Genomic DNA, 17808 nt, shown 5'->3' on the forward strand with positions numbered 1-17808 from the left:
GTCGGCCTCCCCTCCCCGTCGGCCCCCCTCCCCGAGGTACGCATGAGTGACGAGAAGAACACCAAGCAGAAGTCCGCCGCCCTGGAGCTCGCGATCGCCAGCGTCGAGAAGGAGTACGGCAAGGGCGCGATCATGCGCCTCAAGGACGGGCAGTCGCTGCACGACGAGGTCGCGGCCGTGCCGACCGGCTCGCTCGGCCTCGACATCGCCCTCGGCATCGGCGGCTACCCGCGCGGCCGCATCGTCGAGGTCTACGGGCCGGAGTCGAGCGGCAAGACGACCCTCACCCTCCACGCCATCGCGGCCGTCCAGCGGGCGGGCGGGACGGCCGCGTTCATCGACGCCGAGCACGCCCTCGACGTGAACTACGCGAAGAAGCTCGGCGTGAAGACCGAGGAGCTGCTCATCTCCCAGCCGGACTACGGCGAGCAGGCGCTCGAGATCGCCGACATGCTGGTCCGCTCGAACGCCGTCGACATCATCGTCGTCGACTCCGTGGCCGCGCTCGTCCCCAAGGCGGAGATCGAGGGCGACATGGGCGACAGCCACGTCGGCCTCCAGGCCCGGCTGATGAGCCAGGCGCTCCGCAAGCTGACCGGGACGACCTCGCGCTCGCAGTGCCTGCTGATGTTCATCAACCAGATCCGGATGAAGATCGGCGTCATGTTCGGCAGCCCCGAGACGACGAGCGGCGGCAACGCCCTCAAGTTCTACGCCTCCGTCCGGCTCGACATCCGCCGCATCGGCGCCATCAAGGAGGCCGCCGCGGGCGGCAAGGAGCCGGCGGTCGTCGGCAACCGGACCCGCGTCAAGGTCGTGAAGAACAAGATGGCTCCCCCCTTCCGCGAGGTGGAGTTCGACATCCTCTACGGCCAGGGCATCAGCCACAGCGGCGACGTCATCGACCTCGCGACCGAGGCCAGCATCATCGAGAAGAGCGGGTCCTGGTTCTCGTTCCAGGGCGAGCGCATCGGCCAGGGCCGCGAGAACGCCCGCACCTACCTGGAGCAGCACCCGGCGGTGCTCGAGAAGATCGAGCAGATGGTGCTCGCGAAGCACGGCGTCTCGCGCGCCGGCGGCGGCGCCGCGGCGAACGGCGCCGCGAACGCCGGCGCCAAGGGCGGGGCGGCCGAGGCGCCGGCGCCGGCGAAGGGACGCGGCGAGCCGGCCCCGTCCGGTCAGGACGCCCGGCGCACCCCGGGCAAGACGAACTGACGCCGGCCGACGCACCGCCATGCACCTCTACGTGATGCGGCACGGCCCGGCGGAGGATCGGGCGCGGAGCGGACGCGACGCCGATCGGAGGCTCACCCCGGAGGGCCGCGAGCGCGTCCAGCGGGTCGCGAACGAGCTCCGCCGCGTCCGCGGGGGCGCCCCGCTCGCGCGGGTGCTCGCGAGCCCCCTCGCGCGCGCCCGCGAGACCGCCGAGATCGCGGCGCCGATCTGCGGCGCGCCGGAGGTCGAGCTCGAGGACGAACTCGCGCTCGACGCAGGCCTGCCGCTGGCGCTCGTCGCCGCGCTCGCCCGGGGAGGCGCCGATGCGCTCCTGGTCGGGCACCAGCCGAACGTGGAGCACCTCGTCCGTACGCTCATCGACCCGCCCGGCCGGGGCGCCACCGGCCTGCTCCTCTCCAGCTTCACCACCGCCCTGATCGTCGCCCTCGAGCCCGAGCCGACCCCGCAGTCTCAGGGTCGATGGCGCGTGGCGCGGATCCTCGACCCCCGCGCGCTCGCCTAGCGAGGCGGGCGCGTGGCGGGGCGGGTGCGCCGTGTCATGAAGCAACGAGCTCGCGTCCCAGGCGGAAGGTGGCTCGACCGGGGCGATCCCCCGCGGCGGATCGCGGTGACCGGGGCAAGTGCATGAATTTACGGTGGAAATCCAGATCGGGAGCGGGCGACGGCCGAGACGTCCGCCCTACCCCTCCAGCGGGACCGATCCCCCGCTCACGGTTTCACAAAACTGAATGATTCCGATGATTTCGGTCGCTCGCTTGACAAGGATCCCACCCGAGAATACGCCCAAATAAGGAGGATTGAGATGGCGGGACAGATGGCCTTCCCCTTCGCTCAACCCCCTCCAGGCCGTCTGTCGCGCAGCGGTGGGAAGGGCGCAGCGTCCTCATCCCTGTGGCCGCGCGTCTCCCGGGCCGTCGTCCGGGTGCCCGATCCGCGGCACCACCCGATCGACATCGACCTGCCCTCGGGTCAGCCGCAGATCTTCGTGCACGAAGGGGCGCGCCAGGCGCTCATCCGGCGCCTGGAGCTGGCCCAGAAGCGGCCTGTCCTGCTCTCGGTCACCGACAACTTCCGGCAGATGATCTCCTCGTCGCTGCGGGAGGGCATCCTGCAGGCGCGCGTCCATCACATGTTCCTGGATGCGCCGGCGGTCGTTCAGGAGGCGCTCGTCCGGTACGTGGTGAACCAGGACCGGGCCGCGTCGCTCTTGGTCGGCCAGTACATCGACGAGAACGGCCATCGCATCCGGGCGAGCCGGCCGGTGAGCACGCCGCTCAGCACGCAGGGGCGGACGCACGACCTGCTGAGCCTGTTCCAGAAGCTCAACCACGCGTACTTCGGCGGCGTGGTCGACTCGCTGATCACCTGGGGCAAGCGGACCAGGGCGAAGAAGCCGCGGCGCACCATCAAGCTCGGGAGCTACTCCGCGATCGAGCGGCTGATCCGCATCCATCCGGTGCTCGACCGCCCCTGGGTCCCCCGCTACTTCATCTCTTACGTCATCTACCACGAGATGCTCCACCACGTGATGCCGGCGAGCCACGGCAACGGGCGCCGGATGCTGCATCCGCCCCAGTTCCTCGCCCGCGAGCGGCTGTTCCGCGATTACGAGCGCGCCCTCGCCTGGGAGAAGGACCACGTGGGCAGGCTCCTCCGCACCTGACGCGCCGCCGCACGGCGGCCCCGCGCGATCGGGCGGGGCCGAGCGACGAACCATTGCGCGGCGTACCGGCTGGCTCTAAACCGGCGGACCCCCGTCGGGCCGGGTGAGCCGGCGCCGCACGGGCGAACCACCCCGTAACCTCGAAAGTGTGGAAGGCCAGCGTGCAGGAGATCGTCACCCAGGAAGCGAGCCCGAAGCGGGCGATGGAGGCGCTCGAGTGGGCCGCGGAGCGAGCAGAGAGGGCTGACGCGGCGCAGCCCGAGGCGTCCTCCGAGCCACGCACCTCGCCACGGGTGATCTCCGGGCGCCCCGCCGACTTCAAGGCGGCGGCGGCGATCTACCTGCCGGATGTCCGCAAGCAGCTCGACCGGATCATGATGAGCCGTGACGCCGAGGCCGGGCTCGACGCGCTGCTCGAGTCGGGCGCGCTCGCGGCGATGCTGCCCGAGGTCGAGGCGATGGTCGGGTTCGGCGATGGGGAGTGGCGGCACAAGGACGTCTGGAAGCACACGAAGCAGGTGGTGCGTCAGGCGGTCCCGAGGCTCGAGGTCCGGTGGGCGGCGCTGCTCCACGACATCGGCAAGACGAGGACGCGATCGATCTCGCCGACGGGCGAGGTCCATTTCTTCGGTCACGCGGAGGTCGGCGCGCGCATGTTCGACAAGATCGACCGGCGGCTGCCGCTCTTCGCGAAGGAAGAGGCGCTGAAGGGGAGCATCCGCTTCCTGATCCTGCACCACCTCCGGGCGAGCCAGTACGAGCCGTCGTGGACCGACAGCGCGGTGCGCCGCTTCGCGAAGGAGATGGGCGGCTGCCTGAACGACGTGCTCGACCTGTCGCGGGCGGACATCACGACGAAGCGGCCCGAGAAGAAGCGGAAGGGGCTCAAGCAGATCAGCGATCTGGCCGAGCGGGTGCTGCAGGTTCAGGCCCAGGACGCGGTGGTGCCGCCGCTGCCGAGCGGGATCGGGGACGCCATCATGCAGGCGTTCGGGTTGCCGCCGTCGCGGAAGGTCGGCGAGATCAAGCGGGCGCTCGAGCAAGCGGTCGAGTCCGGGGAGGTGCCCTCCCACCAGGAGTCCGACGTCTACATCGCCTTCCTCCGGGACAACGCGGCGCGCTTCGGGATCTGAGGGCGGACGCGGCGGCGGAGGGCCCACCGTTTCAGATCAGAATGAAGCCAGGCCGCTACCGAGCGGCGGGCGCCCGCACAGGAGACGGGCCCAGATCGGCGTTTTCGGCGCACAGGCGCACTCCGGTGCGCCGAGCACCGAAAACGTCGAGATGGGCCCGTATCCGAAGCGGGCGCCCGTCGCTCAGCGGAGGGGGGCTGAGCAGGTGGCGCAGCGAGGGGGGACGCCGTCCTTGTGGTACAGCTCGCCGCAGCGGCCGCAGAGACGGGCGTCGGCCTCGAAGGCGATGAGCTTGTCGGTCACCTTGCAACGAAGGCCGGCGACCTGGGGAGGCTCGAGAGAGCGCACCTCGCCCGCGGCGTCGTCGGGCGGCGGCAATGCGCCCTCCTTGATCTCGGTCGCATGCGCGGGGACGCGCGACCTCGCCTCGGCCAGGGCGCGGGAAGCCGCCGGGAGGTGCGTCCGGAGCGGGATGGCGATCGCGGTGCCGCTGCCCTGGACCGTGAGCGCGGCCTCGGTGAGCAACAGGCGGGTGACGTCGTTCCAGCCGATGCGCTCGATCTCGCCAGGCCCGTTCTCGATCGCCACGCCGGCATCGCCGACACGGATGGGCTTCATCGACCACTGGCCGAAGAGCGCCGACGCCGCGCCGAGGAGCGCCGCGAGGAGGAGCAGGTACGGCGCATACGGGTGCGCGCCCGCCCCCTCACCACGGAACCACTGGCCGTAAACGCCCGCGCCCGCGAGGAGCGCCGCGACGGACATGCCCAGCCAGGTGAGGCCGTGCGCGACCGACGCCTTCGGCTCGAAACGTCGCTCGCTCCGCGGATCGGTCCGCTGCCGCAGGAAGACGTCGCCGCCCTGCCCCGTGGACCCCGAGCCCCTGCGCTTGCGCTTCACCGGTCTGTCGGCTGCCATCGGCGGCTTCCTATCGGAGGAGACGCCAGGACGCAAAGGGGCTCGGCGCGAGCATGGCCGCACGGCCAGCGCTCGGCGCGAGCAGCCAGCCTGGACGCACTGCTCGACCGCGCCCGACGGGCGGAGCGGTATGCTGGACGGCGATGGCCTCGACGTTCGACGCGGCGACCTACGTCCTGCCCGCGCTCGGCATGGGGCTCGCCGCCGGCGTGCTCCTGGGGCCAGGCTCCCAGCGCATGACCACCGGCGTGAGGGTGTGGGGAGCGCCCGTCGCCGGAAGCGAGGCGCTGGCGCTCCGCATCGAAGGGGTGCGCCGGCTCTACGGGGCCGAGGACCCGGCGGCCATCCCGGAGCTCGAGGTGAGCGCCGCGTCCGCAGGGGCGCCGCTCGAGCGATGGATCGGCCCGATCGACGCGGACGGTATCGGCGAGGCGCTGCTGCGGGCGCCGGACGGGCTGACGGCGCCGGTGGTGGTGCGGATCGCGCGGGGCGGCGAGGTGCTCCTGGAACAGCAGGTGCCGCTCGCGCCGCCGCTCCCGGCGGAGACGAGCGCGCTGCCGGGCGCGGCGCACGCGAGCGCGCTGCCGGGCGCGGCGCACGGGGAGCTCCGCCTCCGGGTCACGGCCGCGCGAGGTGCCATGGCCGCGCCGTTCCCGGAGCCGGTGCGCGTCGCTGTCGAGACCGAGGACGGCGCCCCGATCGCGGGGGCGCGCGTCGAGGCGAGCGCCGTCGGGGCGGACCTCGAGGGGCGAGGGAGCGGGCCGATAGAGGTCGTGGCCGACGCGCGCGGCGCCGCGGAGCTCTCGCTCAAGCCGCTGTCGCACGCCGTCGAGCTCACGTTGCGCGCGACGCGGCCGGGCGGGCCGCCGGGCGCGGGCGGATCGTGGGAGGGGAGGCTGCCGGTGATCCCGGGCGCGATCTGGCTCGACCCGGGCGGGCTCGGGGGTGAGCAGCCGGCGCTCCGGCTGGTCTCGCCGGCGCCGAAGCCGCGGGCGTACGTGTCGATCGGCGGCGCGCGCGGCCGCCTCCGCGGCGCGGTCGTGCCGCTCGCGCCGGACGGCGCAGGCTTCTTCGCGGGGACGCTGGCGCTCCCGGACGGACCGGCGCGCCTCGCGGCGGGCTGGGCGGTGGTCGCGAGCGACCCGTACGAGCAGGGCGCAGGCACCGTGGCGTGGCCGCTCTCCGCGGCAACAGGCGAGGCCTCGCCGCGGCGCGTGACGCTGCTCGCGGACGGATTGCCGGCGGCGGAGGCGCGCGAGCGGGCCCGCGCGTCACGGGCGCGGCGCGCGGGGCTCGCTGTGCTCGGCGCGACAGCGGCGGCGGAGATGCTGCTGCTCGCGCTGCGATCCCGCGCCGCGCGGCGCCGGCTGGAGGCGCACCTCGCCGCGGCGTCCGGAGGCGCAGGCGAGGACGGGGCCGCCGGAGCGCCGCTGTCCAGGGAAGATCGCGGCCGGCTGCTCGCGGCGGCGCGGGCGGAGCCGCTCCTGTCGGTGCTCGCGCTCGCGGCGCTCGTGGGGCTCTCGTTCGCGACGGTCGCGGCGCTCGCGACGTTCCGATGACGCGGGGCGCGCGAGCGGCGCCGCGTGGATTTCATCCGCGGCGCGCGCCGAGCCGCTAGACTGGGCAGACCCAACGGGACGGGGCGGGAGGACGACGAGCAGGGCATGTCCGAGCAGCAGCGGTACCGGGTCATCAAGCGCCTCGCCTCCGGCGGCATGGCGGAGGTCTTCGTCGCGGAGAGCGCGGGGATCGAGGGGTTCAAGAAGCAGGTCGCGATCAAGCGCGTCTTGCCGCAGCTCAGCAAGAAGGAGCAGTTCATCGCGATGTTCCTCGACGAGGCGCGCCTCTCGGCGCACCTGTCGCACTCGAACGTCGTGTCGGTGTTCGACATCGGGGTCGGCGACGGCACCTACTTCATCGTCATGGAGTACGTGGACGGCGCCGACCTGCGGGCCCTCCTCGAGCACCAGAAGAAGGTCGGCCGCCCGATGAGCGTCGAGGTCGCCGCGTTCATGGCCGCCAAGATGTGCCAGGGCCTCGCCTACGCGCACGATCTTGCGACCGCGGACGGCAAGCCGCTCCAGATCGTCCACCGCGACATCACCCCGGCGAACGTGCTCATCACCCGCTACGGCGAGGTGAAGATCGTGGACTTCGGGCTCGCGAAGGCGTCGAGCCAGCTCGCCGAGAGCGACGCGGGCATCATCAAGGGCAAGTTCGGCTACCTGGCGCCGGAGACGGTGCTCGAGCAGGGCGTCGACCAGCGCGTCGACATCTTCGCGCTCGGGATCATCCTCTGGGAGATGCTCGCCGGGCGCCGGCTCTTCCTCGGCGACTCGGACTACATCACGGTGCGGCTCGTGCGCGACGCGGTGATCCCGTCGCTCCAGCAGCTCAACAGCGAGGTGCCGCGCGACCTGGAGCAGATCATCCGCCGCGCGCTCGCCCGCGACCCGGACGCCCGCTACCGCGCCGCGCGCGACCTCGGTCGCGACCTCACCCGCTTCCTCTACCGCTACGGCCGCCCGGTGAGCGAGGACGACGTCGCCGCGCTCGTGGAGCGCGCCAAGGGCGGGCCGGCCCGGGCTGTCGACGGGACGCAGAAGATCGCCGAGCTCATCGACATGATGCTCCTCGAGTTCAAGTCGCTCACGAAGGAGCCGACCGCGGGCGGCAGCGGGCTCAGCCTGCTCCCCACCCTGGACGGGGCCACGGGCCTGATGCACGGAGAGGAGCGCGAGGGCTCCTCGCCGCCGCGCAGCGAGGGGCCTCTCGGGGGGCTGGCCGATGAGCTGGAAGGGCCGGATTCGATGCACCAGGACGAGTCGTCCTCGTCGGTCGCGGCCTGGTTCCGGGGGCTCATCCCGCGCTGATCCCGCGCGGGCGGCGGCGCGACGACCGCGCCGCTCGGCCGTCCCATCACCTGTCACCGGCCGGGAGGAGCCATCCTCCGGCCCACAGAAGAGGCAAAGAGAAGATGAGCGTCGAAATTGGAAAGCCGTTCCCGCGCTTCGCCCTGCCGAACCAGGACGGCAAGACCGTGAAGCTCGAGGATTTCGCGGGCAAATGGCTCGTCGTCTATTTCTATCCGAAGGACGACACGCCGGGGTGCACCATCCAGGGCAAGTCGTTCACCGCCTCCAAGGAGGACTTCGACAAGGCCGACATCGCCGTTGTCGGCGTCAGCGAGGACGACGTCGCGTCGCACAAGAGCTTCTGCGACAAGTTCTCGTTCACCATCGATCTGCTCGCCGACACGAACCACGAGCTGCTCAAGTCCGCGGGCGTCGGGCAGAGCGAGTGGAAAGGCACCATGTACTGGGACCGGACGACGTTCGTCATCGATCCGCAGGGCGTCCTGCGGAAGACGTACCTGAAGGTGAAGCCGGACGGGCACGAGCAGGCGCTCCTCAACGACATCGCCGAGCTCAAGGCCCAGGCCTGAGCTGAAGACCGCCAGGGAAGCGTGAGGGGGTAGCGCGGAGAGCCAGCGGGACGGGCCTGTACAAAGCCTGCTCCCGCTGGATTTGCCGGAGTTGCGCCCCTATCCTGCCGTCTTCGTGGTTGCACGCCCCTCCTTCGCGCCGGGTCGAGTCCTATCGCTCACGGCGCTTGCGGCGCTCTCCCTGGCGGCGCTCGCGACCGCCGCCGCCGTGGGGGCCTGCGACGGCGCGGGAGGCGGCGGGGCCGGCGGCTCGGGCGTGGGCGGCGCGGGCGGGTGCCCGGCGGGACCGCGAGAGGCGATGTTCACGATCACCGTGCGCGCGCCGGGCGGCCCTGTTCCGCGGGACACCACGGTTCGCGTGGCGTGGAGCGCGGCGGAAGAGCCGACCTTCGTCCTCGACGACCCGACCACCTGGAAGACGCTCGACGAGGCCAACCTCGTGTGCGCCGTCGATCGCGCAGCGCCTCCTCCCGAGGCGCTGGAGGCGCTCGTCTGCGAGCTGTGGACCGCGGGGGTGACGCGGGTCGAGATCTCGGGGACTGGCTACGAGGACTTCGAGCAGACGCTCACGCCGGTCATGAGCGAGATGTGCGAGGACTTCATCCCGCAGAAGGTCGATATCGAGCTGGTGCCGGCGGTGGACGGGGGGGTCGAGGAATAAACGGGCGGCAGATGGGCCTCTCGAGGTGCGCGCTCGCGGACGCGCTCGAGAGGGACGGGACCGGCGGGCTATCGCCCTGGCCTGGTGCGCGCTGTACGGCGGTGATATGGCGATTCCTCACCACACGAGGAAGCGAACGACCATGATGATCCTTCACGGCTCCGCCGGCTCTCCGTTCGTCTCGCGCGTCTGCATGCAGGCTCATGCCAAGGGCTTGAAGTTCGAGCTCAGCCGCGCGGCGCTGGGCACTCCCGAGTTCCAGCGGATGAACCCGCTCAGAAAGATGCCAGTGCTGGAGCACGACGGCTTCTTCCTGCCGGAGAGCCTCGTTATCTGCGAGTACCTCGAGGACGCCTTCCCCACACCATCGCTGCTCGGCGCCACGCCCGAGGCCCGCGCCCGGGTGCGCCTCGTCGTTCGCACCGTGGATCTCTACTGCGGCGGCGTCATGTCGCTGCTGCGGGCGACCAACGACCCGAGCTTCAAGATCGACGCCGCGGCGGAGCGCGCCGGCCTCGACAAGGGCCTCGACGCGCTCGAGATCTTCCTGGCCGGGGACGGATTCGCCGCCTCGGAGGCGCTCTCGCTGGCCGACTGTGCGCTGGTTCCGTGGCTGTTCTACGCCACCATGCTGACAGAGCAGGGTGACGACGCGCTGACCCGCCGGCCCAAGCTCGCGCGCTACGTGGAGTTCATCGGGGGTCAGGAGCTGACGCGCAGGATCTGGGGCGAGATGGATGAGGCGTACCGCGCCTTCAGGGCCAGGTGGAAGGCAGGGCAGGTCGCCGCGAACAACGGGTGAGGTGGCACGGCCTGCGCCGGTAGCGAATGCATCCGCTACATACGCTGTCCTCTGCATCTGCATCACCCCTGCCGTACCACGGAGAGCCATCACGCCATGCCGACCGACGAGACCAGCAGCTCCCTCGATGAGCTCTTTCGCGAGCTCGACGCGAGCCCTCGCGCCGCCGGCGTCTTCTACCCCAGGCGGGTGAAGACGAACCCGCCCGCCGGCGCGACGGACCACGACATTCCCGTCGCCCCCGGCGTGACGCTCGGGGCGCGCTGGCACCTGGCCGACCCGCGGAGCCCGACCGTGCTCGCCTTCCACGGCAACGGCGAGACCGTCCCCGATTACGACGACATCGCCGGGGCGTGGCAGCAGCTCGGCCTGAATTTCTTCATCGTCGATTACCGCGGCTACGGCTGGAGCGGCGGGCGGCCGACGCTGCGCTCGCTCCACGACGACCCCGCGCACGTCGCCGCCTTCTTCGAGCGGGAGCTCGCCGAGAAGAGCCGCGAGGCAGGCCTCGACCGGCCGCCGAAGCCGCTGCTCTTCGGCCGCTCGCTCGGCAGCTCGCCCGCCTCGCGCATCGCCAGGGACCGCGGCGACGCGTACCGCGCGCTGATCCTCGAGAGCGGCTTCAGCGACGTGCGCCACCTCCTCGCCCTCTTCCAGATCGACCTCGGCGAGCTGCGCGACGAGGCGCACCGCCGCCTCTCGAACTCGGAGCTCCTGAGGCACGTCGAGATCCCGGTCCTCTCCCTGCACGGCGCGCACGACAGCCTGCTCCCGCCGTTCCACGCCCGCGAGAACCACGCGGCCGTCCCGCACGAGAACAAGGAGCTGCGCCTGATCGACGGCGCCGGCCACAACGAACTCCTCTCCTTCGCGTCGGCCTACTTCGGGGCGATACGCGGCTTCCTGCAGAAGCACTGAGCCCGAGGCGCGCGCGTCCCTACGGCGCCTTGGTCCCGAGCTCCACGATCTCGGCCGTCACCGCGGCGCCCCGCACGACCACCCGGGCGACCGACAGGGGCAGCTTGAAGCGGCGAGGCCCCGCGCTGCCGGGATTCAGGAAGAGCACGCCGCCCTCCTCCCGGATCGCGGGCCGGTGCGAGTGCCCCGCCACCACCGCCGACAGCCGTGCCGCGCCCAGGTCGAGCTCGAGCTCCTTGATGTCGTGCAGCATGAACAGGGTCGCGTCCGCCACCCGCACCGTCGCCCGCTCCGGCAAGCCGTCCGCCCAGCGCCCGCGGTCGTTGTTGCCGCGCACCGCCGTCACAGGCGCGATCGCCGCCAGCGCGGCGAGCACCTCGGGGCCGCCGACGTCGCCCGCGTGCAGGATCAGCTCCGAGCCAGCCAGCGCGGCGAGCGCCTCCGGACGCACCAGCCCGTGCGTGTCCGAGATGACGCCGACCCGGTGCTCCCGCGGCGCTCGTCGGTCCGTCATGAGGGCTCCCCAGAGGGCTCCATCCGGCGCACGCGGTCACACCTCGACCAGGAGGAACGGCCTCCCGGTCAGCTTCCTGAGCAGCGGCATCGCCACGTTGTAGACCGGGGTCCCCTTCGGCGTCCGCCCCTCGAGCGCCCCGTGGTGCGCGTGCCCGTGAAAGACGACGTCCGCGCCGTACAGATCGATCGGCGCGACCAGCCGGCTCGTCCCAAGGAAGGGCCTGATCTCCACGTTCTCTCCGACCGTCGTGTCGAGCACCGGCGTGTAATGCATGATCACGATCCGCTTGTCGGTGTCGAGCTGGGACAGCGCCGCCTCGAGCTTCAGCGCCTCGGTCACGGCCTCCTGGACGAACGCCTTGAGCGGCCCCTCGCCGAACGCCTGCAGCGTCGCGTTCCCGAAGCCGCCCATGAAGCCCTTCACGCCGGCCACCCCGATGTCGTCGCGCAAGATCAGGTGATCTCCGTCGAGCACCTCGACGCCCACGTCGCCGAGGAGCCTCGCGATCTCCGCGCTCGCGCCGCGATCGAGGTCGTGGTTGCCGAGCACGGCCGCGCACGGCACCGACAGCCCGGAGAGCGCGTCGGCCAGCACCTTCGCCTCCTCGGGGTGGCCGCGATCGGTGAGATCGCCGCAGAGCACGAGCACCTCCGCCTCCGCGTTCACCGCCCGCACGAGCTCGCGCATCCTGCCGCCGTGCTCCGGCCGGCAATGCAGGTCCGAGGCCGCCGCGACGCGGCGCTTGCCGCGGTCCCCGTTCTCCGCCGCGCCGGCGCTCATGACCCCGGCTTGCGAAGCCGCGACGCCTCGACCTCCACGGCCGCGCGCTCCGGGCCGCCCGGCTCCGCCGCCTTGCCGAGGCGCTGCCGCGCCCCGGGCCGCCGACCCTTCCGGCACAGCGGCGCCCGCATCGCCTCGGGCTCGGGCGCGGGCGGCGCCGCCACGAGGCCGAGCTTCTCGTAATCGTGGAGGTACTGCCGGCGGCTGATCAGGTTCCCCCGGCAGACCCGGAGCGGCGCGTCGCCCGCCCGCGACTGCTCCAGCGTGCGCCGGCAGAGCTCCTCGATGAGCCACCCGGGCACCCGGCTCCGCGCGCCCGGATAGACGAAGCGGTACAGCGTGAGGTGCGCGAGCAGCACCTCCCAGTGCGGACCGAAGCGCGCGAGGAGCCGCTCCCAGTCCATCTCGTCGCCGCACGCGTAGATGAGGTGGTTCACGTCCGCCCCGTCGTACCGCTCCCGCTCGTCCACGAACGCCTTCGTGAAGATGATCTCCTCGACCGGCGCGATCAGGCAGGAGTGGCCGAGGATCGTGGCCGGACGCGCGTGCTCGAACCAGCCGCCGTCCACCACCGCCAGGCCGTTGCTCGACGAGAAGATGAGGTCGATGAAGCGCTCGCCCGCGTGCGCCTTGCCGATCCACCGCGGATCGAGCAGCTCCGTCTCGAACCCGGCCCGCTCGAGCGCCCTGAACGCCGCCGGCACGTCCCGCTCCTCCAGCATCACGTCGAGATCCTTCGTGTCCCGGAAGATGCCGGTGTACGCAAAGAAGGCATACGCGCCCGCCACCATGAACGGCACACCGGCGCACAGCAGCGACTCCAGCGCCCGTACCCGCACCTCCAGCTCGCCCGCACAGCAGAGCAGGCCGGCGGCATCATCGACCGGAGGCGACAGCGCCGCGCGCTCGCCGGCGCGGGACGCCCAGGCTGAAGCTGCGCGCTCGGCGTCGCTCGCGGCAGGGGATCCGCTGCGGACCATCCCCCTCTGCGTAATGAACAGGACGTGCGATGGCGACCCCCCTGCGCCCTCACGCGCCGGCGACGAGGAGGGAAGATGCGCGGGCCCGCCGTCGCTGACCATTGCAAGGAGAGGCGGGTCTGGACCAAGCTCGCCTGCCGGGATCGCTCGGCGCGCTCTGCGCAGGCAGGCGACGGGGCGCGGCCCCCGGCGCTCGAAGAGGAGGCACATCCGTGAACACCGCGATCGCGACGATCAACCCGGCGACAGGAGAGACGCTCGAGACGTTCGAGCCCCTCTCGTCGGCGGCGCTGGAGCAGAAGGTGGCGCGCGCGCACGCCGCGTTCCGCAGCTTCCGACGGACCGAGGTCGCCGAGCGGGCCCAGAGGCTCCGCCGCGCCGCCGAGATCCTGGAGGCCGAGAAGGAGCAGCTCGGGCGGCTGATGACGATCGAGATGGGCAAGACCATCGGATCCGCCGTCGCGGAGGCCCAGAAGTGCGCGACCGTGTGCCGCTACTACGCCGACAACGCCGAGCGCCTGCTCGCCCCGGAGGAGGTCGCGACCGACGCCGGCAAGAGCTACGTGGCGTTCCAGCCGATCGGCCCGGTGCTCGCCATCATGCCGTGGAACTTCCCGTTCTGGCAGGTCTTCCGCTTCGCCGCGCCCGCGCTCATCGCCGGCAACGTCGGCCTCCTCAAGCACGCCTCGAACGTCCCCCGCTGCGCGCTCGCGATCGAGGACGTCCTCCGCCGCGCCGGGTTCCCGGAGGGGGTCTTCCAGGCGCTGCTCGTCGGGACCGAGGCGGTGCCGCGCCTCCTCGCCGACCCGCGCGTCGCGGCCGCGACGCTCACCGGCAGCGAGAACGCGGGGCGCAGCGTCGGCGCCCACGCGGGCAAGCATCTGAAGAAGGTCGTGCTCGAGCTCGGCGGCAGCGATCCGTTCATCGTCCTGCCGAGCGCCGACCTCAACGCGGCGGTCGGGACCGCGATCAAGGCGCGCATCATCAACAACGGCCAGTCGTGCATCGCGGCGAAGCGCTTCATCGTCCACGAGTCGATCGTGCCGGAGTTCGAGCAGCGCTTCGTCGCCGCCATGCGGCGCCTCCGGGTCGGCGACCCGATGGACCCGTCCGTCGACGTCGGGCCGCTCGCCACGCCGCAGATCGCCGCGGAGCTCGAGGAGCAGGTGCGCGCGTCGGTGGCCGCGGGCGCGCTCCTCTTGACCGGGGGCAAGCGGCTGAAGGGGCCGGGCAACTACTTCCCGCCGACCGTGCTCACCGACGTGCGGAGCCCCTCCCCCGCCGCCGACGACGAGCTGTTCGGCCCGGTCGCCGCGGTCTTCCGCGTCACCGACATCGACGAGGCCATCACCATGGCGAACTCCACCCGCTTCGGGCTCGGGGCGAGCGTCTGGACCCGCGACCCCGCCGAGCGCGAGCGGCTCATCGAGGAGGTCGAGGCTGGCCAGGTGTTCGTCAACGGCATGGTCGTGTCCGATCCGCGGCTGCCGTTCGGCGGGGTCAAGATGTCCGGCCACGGCCGCGAGCTCTCGTCGTACGGCCTGCGCGAGTTCGTGAACATCAAGACCGTCTGGATCGCCAAGGACGAGCGGCCGAGAGGCCTGCCCGCGACCGAGTGAACCGCGTCACCCGATCGACCGAGGTGCCCCGCGTCGCCCGGGGTAACCCGGGGTGATCCGGCGTAACCCCGAGTCACCCTGAGTCACGCCGAGTCACGCCGAGTCACCCCAGCTCATCCAGCGTGATCGCGAGTGACCGCTCACCGCCCCAACGGATTGAAAGCGCCCGAACCGGAACGTCGCGTTGAGCGCGCAGCCGGTTGCGTCTTCGTGCACGGCGACCTACCGTCTTCGATTGTGTCGGACGATCCGGCCGTGGCCGCGCTGCTGAGCGAGTACCCTCCCGAGGCGCAGCAGCTCACCTTGCGCGTGCGCAAGCTGCTCCTCCGCCTCATCCCCGACGTGCACGAGCAGGTGTATCCGGGCTGGCGGATCATCAGCTTCCGCATGGGCGACGGGCACAAACACCAGATCTGCTGGCTCGCGCCGCAGCGCTTCGGCGTGAACCTCGGGTTCGAGCAGGGCGCCGAGATGCCCGATCCGAACGGCCTGCTCACCGGCAACGCCAAGCAGGCCAGGAACGTCCACATCCGCTCCGCCAGGGACGTGGACGTCCCGAAGATCGCCGCGCTCGTCGCGGCCGCGCTCGAGCTCCACCGGGACCGCTGATCGCAGCGCCGGGCGCCGCCGGCGCGAGGAGCGCCGGGGCCGCCGCCCCGGGTCAGCCGCGCCGGTAGACGACGCGCCCGCCCATCTTGCCGAGCGCGTACGAGAACCCGAGCTCCAGCGTGGAGCGGGTGACGATGCCGTCGAGCTCGATCCCCTGCTCGACCATGAGCCGCGCCGCCTCCGGCGCGATCCCGACGAGCACCACCTCGGACCCGAGCATCCCGGCGGCGCGCGCCGCCTGCGCGAGGTGGCTCGCCGCGCCCGCGTCGACGACCGCCATGCCGGTGACGTCGATGAGCACGACGCGCGCCTGGTGTTCGGTGATCTCCCGCAGCATCCCCTCGAGGAAGCGGCCGGACCGCTGCGCGTCCAGCGCGCCGACGATCGGCATGACCAGGACGCCCGGCGCGATCGGCACCACCGGGCTCGCCATCCGGGCGATCGTGTCGAGCAGCGCCTCCTGGCGGCGGCTCAGCGACTCGAGCTCCCTCGTCCGCTCCTTGATCCGCGCGAGCAGCCGCGCGTTCTCGAGCACGACGGCCGCCACGGCGGCCACGCGCTCGAGCAGCGCGAGATCGGTCGGCGAGCACGCGTCGGGCTGCGGGCTAGCGAGCACGAGGACCCCGAGGACCGCGTCCCGCGAGAGCAGCGGCACGCCGACCATCGTGCGCGCGCCGCTGAAGCGGGCCTCGGCGACGTCGCTGAAGCGCTGGTACTCGCTCGACGCGGTGTCGATGACGAGCGAGCAGCACGCGCTCATCACCCGGCCCACCAGGGAGTCGTCCGTGACCGGCGCGCGCTCGTCGTTGACGAGGCACTCGCGCTCGGCCATCCCGATCACCAGGAACTCGAGCGCCCTGGCGCCCGTCGCCGCGCCCAGCCTGCGGTTCGCGATCCGGCGGGCGGAGCTCATGGCCAGGTGATCCGAGAGGGCGATCGAGAAGGGCGTCCGCTCGACGGTCACGAGGTCGACCCCCGTGTCGATGGAGCGCGACGCGGGCAGGTCCGCGAGCGCCGCCGCGACGCCGCGCGCCGCCATGTCGCGGAGCGCCTGCACGCCGCGGTACCCCATGTCGTACTCGCGCTGCACGACCGCGGCGTGGATCACGCCCTCCTGGAGCATCGCGACCGTGGCGGTGATGAGATCGAAGGCGATGAGCTTGATGTCGCCGGACCGCCCGAGCGCCATCGACGCCCGGCCGAGGCCCGGGCCGTTCTCGCTGCACACCCCGAAGGCGCCGGCGAGGTAGGGCTTCGACCGCACCACCTCCAGGCCGAGCTCGGTCGCGCGATCCGGGTCGAACAGGTTCTCCGAGAGCGAGTCGACGCGGACCGAGGAGCCGGCGAGCGCCCCGCAGAAGCCCTCGATGCGGCCGCGGGCGTTGGCCACGGCGGCGGAGGCCACCTGGATGGCGATCTCGCCCCCCTGCGGCAGGAGCCGCAGCATCGCCTCGCCCGCGATCCGCCCGGCGGCCCGGTTGTCGGTGCCGATGTAGAGCGAGCAGGCGCTGCCCTCGACGGGCGGTGAATCGATGGCGACGACCGGGATGCCCGCCTCGGCCGCGCGACGGATGGATGGCTCCAGCGCCACCGGATCGATGGGCGCGATCGCGATCCCGCTGACCCGCCGGCGGATCCCCTCCTCGAGGGACGCCTCCTGGGCCGCGGGCCCGGACGACATGCCGCTCCTGAACTCCACCGCGACCCGGAGGTCGCGCCCCGCGGCCAGCGCGCCGTCGCGCACGTTGTTCCAGTACGCCGTCAGGGGCCGGCGCGGCGCCCTGTAGAGGCGGATCGTCCGCCGGTCGTGCGGGCCTGGCGCGCCGCCCTCCCCGCCCTCGTCCGCGCGGCGCTCGCCCGCCGCGTCCTCCAGGATGGCGAGGTCGATGGTGCTCCAGCGCGGGCCCGTCTGCACGCTCCTGATCCCGTCCGCGAGCGTCTCGATGAGCTCCAGGAGATCGACCGACTCGGCGACCGCGCTCAGCACGTCCTCGAGCAGGCGCAGCTCCTGCGCGACCTGGGCCTTCTCCTCGAACAGCCCACGCCGCTCGAGCGCGGCGCCCGCGCTCTCCACGACGGACTCGAGCAGCGCGCGGTAGGGGCCCGCGAGCGGCGTCGCGTCCGGCTGCTCCAGCGCGAGGTAGGCGGCCGGCGCGCCGAACACCGGCACCGGCACGACCAGCACGTGCGCGCCCTCGGGCGGCCAGCCGGGCCGCTCCGCGACCTCGGGCAGGTGCGCCCGGTACCACGCCGCCGCGGGGACGAGGCACGGGCCGCGCGCCGCCTCGGGCGCCGCGGCGGGGCCGAACGGCGCCGACGCGCCGACGAGCCCGCCGTCCGAGGGCATGTGCAGCCGGCCGGGGAGGACGCCGTCGAGCCCCACGGCCGCCCTGTACGCGAGGCGCCGGCCCGCGCGCGCGAGCAGGCTGCCGCGCTGTACGCCGGGGAGGCTGGATATGGCGCGCTGCACGAGGTGATGGAGCGTCGAGAAAACATCCAGTCCGGTGTTCATGCGGATCCGTTCAGC

The 17808-nt window shown here is 72.4% G+C and carries 17 protein-coding genes; 12 read left to right on the forward strand and 5 right to left on the reverse strand.

Annotated features, from left to right (window positions below):
• Positions 1–42: 42 nt before the first annotated feature.
• The 4 genes from recA (at position 43) to WME76_RS28615 (ending at position 4032) form a co-directional block, all read left to right on the forward strand.
• Complete coding sequence (gene recA, locus WME76_RS28600) at positions 43–1215, forward strand: recombinase RecA (protein WP_437955431.1); 1173 nt, start codon at positions 43–45, stop codon at positions 1213–1215.
• A 19-nt stretch (positions 1216–1234) separates the two neighbouring features.
• Complete coding sequence (gene sixA, locus WME76_RS28605; RefSeq protein ID WP_437955432.1) at positions 1235–1738, forward strand: phosphohistidine phosphatase SixA; 504 nt, start codon at positions 1235–1237, stop codon at positions 1736–1738.
• 300 nt (positions 1739–2038) lie between these two features.
• Positions 2039–2899, forward strand: a complete 861-nt coding sequence (locus WME76_RS28610; RefSeq protein WP_437955433.1) for a hypothetical protein — start codon at positions 2039–2041, stop codon at positions 2897–2899.
• Positions 2900–3060: 161 nt separating this feature from the next.
• On the forward strand, positions 3061–4032 hold the full coding sequence (locus WME76_RS28615; protein ID WP_437955434.1) for an HDIG domain-containing metalloprotein: 972 nt from the start codon (positions 3061–3063) through the stop codon (positions 4030–4032).
• Positions 4033–4215: 183 nt separating this feature from the next.
• On the opposite strand, the gene WME76_RS28620 is transcribed toward WME76_RS28615, so the two are convergent.
• On the reverse strand, positions 4216–4950 hold the full coding sequence (locus tag WME76_RS28620) for a hypothetical protein (protein WP_437955435.1): 735 nt from the start codon (positions 4948–4950) through the stop codon (positions 4216–4218).
• Between the two features lie 143 nt (positions 4951–5093).
• Between WME76_RS28620 and WME76_RS28625 the strand changes: the two genes are divergently transcribed.
• The 6 genes from WME76_RS28625 to WME76_RS28650 all read left to right on the forward strand — a co-directional run bounded on the left by WME76_RS28625 (position 5094) and on the right by WME76_RS28650 (position 10776).
• On the forward strand, positions 5094–6509 hold the full coding sequence (locus WME76_RS28625; protein ID WP_437955436.1) for a hypothetical protein: 1416 nt from the start codon (positions 5094–5096) through the stop codon (positions 6507–6509).
• A 105-nt stretch (positions 6510–6614) separates the two neighbouring features.
• The gene (locus WME76_RS28630; protein WP_437955437.1) at positions 6615–7823 is read left to right on the forward strand and encodes a serine/threonine-protein kinase; all 1209 of its coding nucleotides are present in this window, start codon (positions 6615–6617) and stop codon (positions 7821–7823) included.
• A gap of 104 nt (positions 7824–7927) precedes the next feature.
• Positions 7928–8395 carry a peroxiredoxin gene (locus tag WME76_RS28635; protein WP_437955438.1) on the forward strand — a complete coding sequence of 156 codons (468 nt, stop codon included), beginning with the start codon at positions 7928–7930 and terminating at the stop codon, positions 8393–8395.
• A gap of 115 nt (positions 8396–8510) precedes the next feature.
• Entirely contained in the window at positions 8511–9056 is a 546-nt protein-coding gene (locus WME76_RS28640) for a hypothetical protein (protein ID WP_437955439.1), read from the forward strand.
• A gap of 142 nt (positions 9057–9198) precedes the next feature.
• Positions 9199–9858 (forward strand): glutathione S-transferase family protein, encoded by a 660-nt coding sequence (locus WME76_RS28645; RefSeq protein ID WP_437955440.1) that lies wholly within the window; start codon positions 9199–9201, stop codon positions 9856–9858.
• Between the two features lie 96 nt (positions 9859–9954).
• Complete coding sequence (locus WME76_RS28650) at positions 9955–10776, forward strand: alpha/beta hydrolase (protein WP_437955441.1); 822 nt, start codon at positions 9955–9957, stop codon at positions 10774–10776.
• Between the two features lie 19 nt (positions 10777–10795).
• Here WME76_RS28650 and WME76_RS28655 read toward each other — a convergent pair whose 3' ends face one another.
• Genes WME76_RS28655 through WME76_RS28665 form a run of 3 tightly spaced genes read right to left on the reverse strand, consistent with a single transcriptional unit; the run spans position 10796 to position 13053 of the window.
• Entirely contained in the window at positions 10796–11290 is a 495-nt protein-coding gene (locus WME76_RS28655) for a metallophosphoesterase family protein (RefSeq protein ID WP_437955442.1), read from the reverse strand.
• A 36-nt stretch (positions 11291–11326) separates the two neighbouring features.
• On the reverse strand, positions 11327–12073 hold the full coding sequence (locus WME76_RS28660) for a metallophosphoesterase family protein (protein WP_061617733.1): 747 nt from the start codon (positions 12071–12073) through the stop codon (positions 11327–11329).
• Positions 12070–13053: a hypothetical protein gene (locus WME76_RS28665; protein ID WP_437955443.1), complete on the reverse strand. Its 984-nt coding sequence runs from the start codon at positions 13051–13053 to the stop codon at positions 12070–12072. Before WME76_RS28665 ends, WME76_RS28660 begins: the two co-directional genes overlap by 4 nt.
• Positions 13054–13265: 212 nt before the next feature.
• Here WME76_RS28665 and WME76_RS28670 point away from each other — a divergent pair, with 212 nt between their 5' ends.
• Positions 13266–14672, forward strand: a complete 1407-nt coding sequence (locus WME76_RS28670) for an NAD-dependent succinate-semialdehyde dehydrogenase (protein WP_437955444.1) — start codon at positions 13266–13268, stop codon at positions 14670–14672.
• A gap of 255 nt (positions 14673–14927) precedes the next feature.
• Complete coding sequence (locus WME76_RS28675; RefSeq protein ID WP_437955445.1) at positions 14928–15281, forward strand: DUF1801 domain-containing protein; 354 nt, start codon at positions 14928–14930, stop codon at positions 15279–15281.
• A 52-nt stretch (positions 15282–15333) separates the two neighbouring features.
• Here WME76_RS28675 and WME76_RS28680 read toward each other — a convergent pair whose 3' ends face one another.
• Positions 15334–17793, reverse strand: a complete 2460-nt coding sequence (locus WME76_RS28680) for a substrate-binding domain-containing protein (RefSeq protein ID WP_437955446.1) — start codon at positions 17791–17793, stop codon at positions 15334–15336.
• Positions 17794–17808 lie beyond the last annotated feature (15 nt).

Source organism: Sorangium sp. So ce119 (genome assembly GCF_051524405.1).
In the GTDB taxonomy this organism is placed as follows: domain Bacteria; phylum Myxococcota_A; class Polyangia; order Polyangiales; family Polyangiaceae; genus Sorangium; species Sorangium cellulosum_G.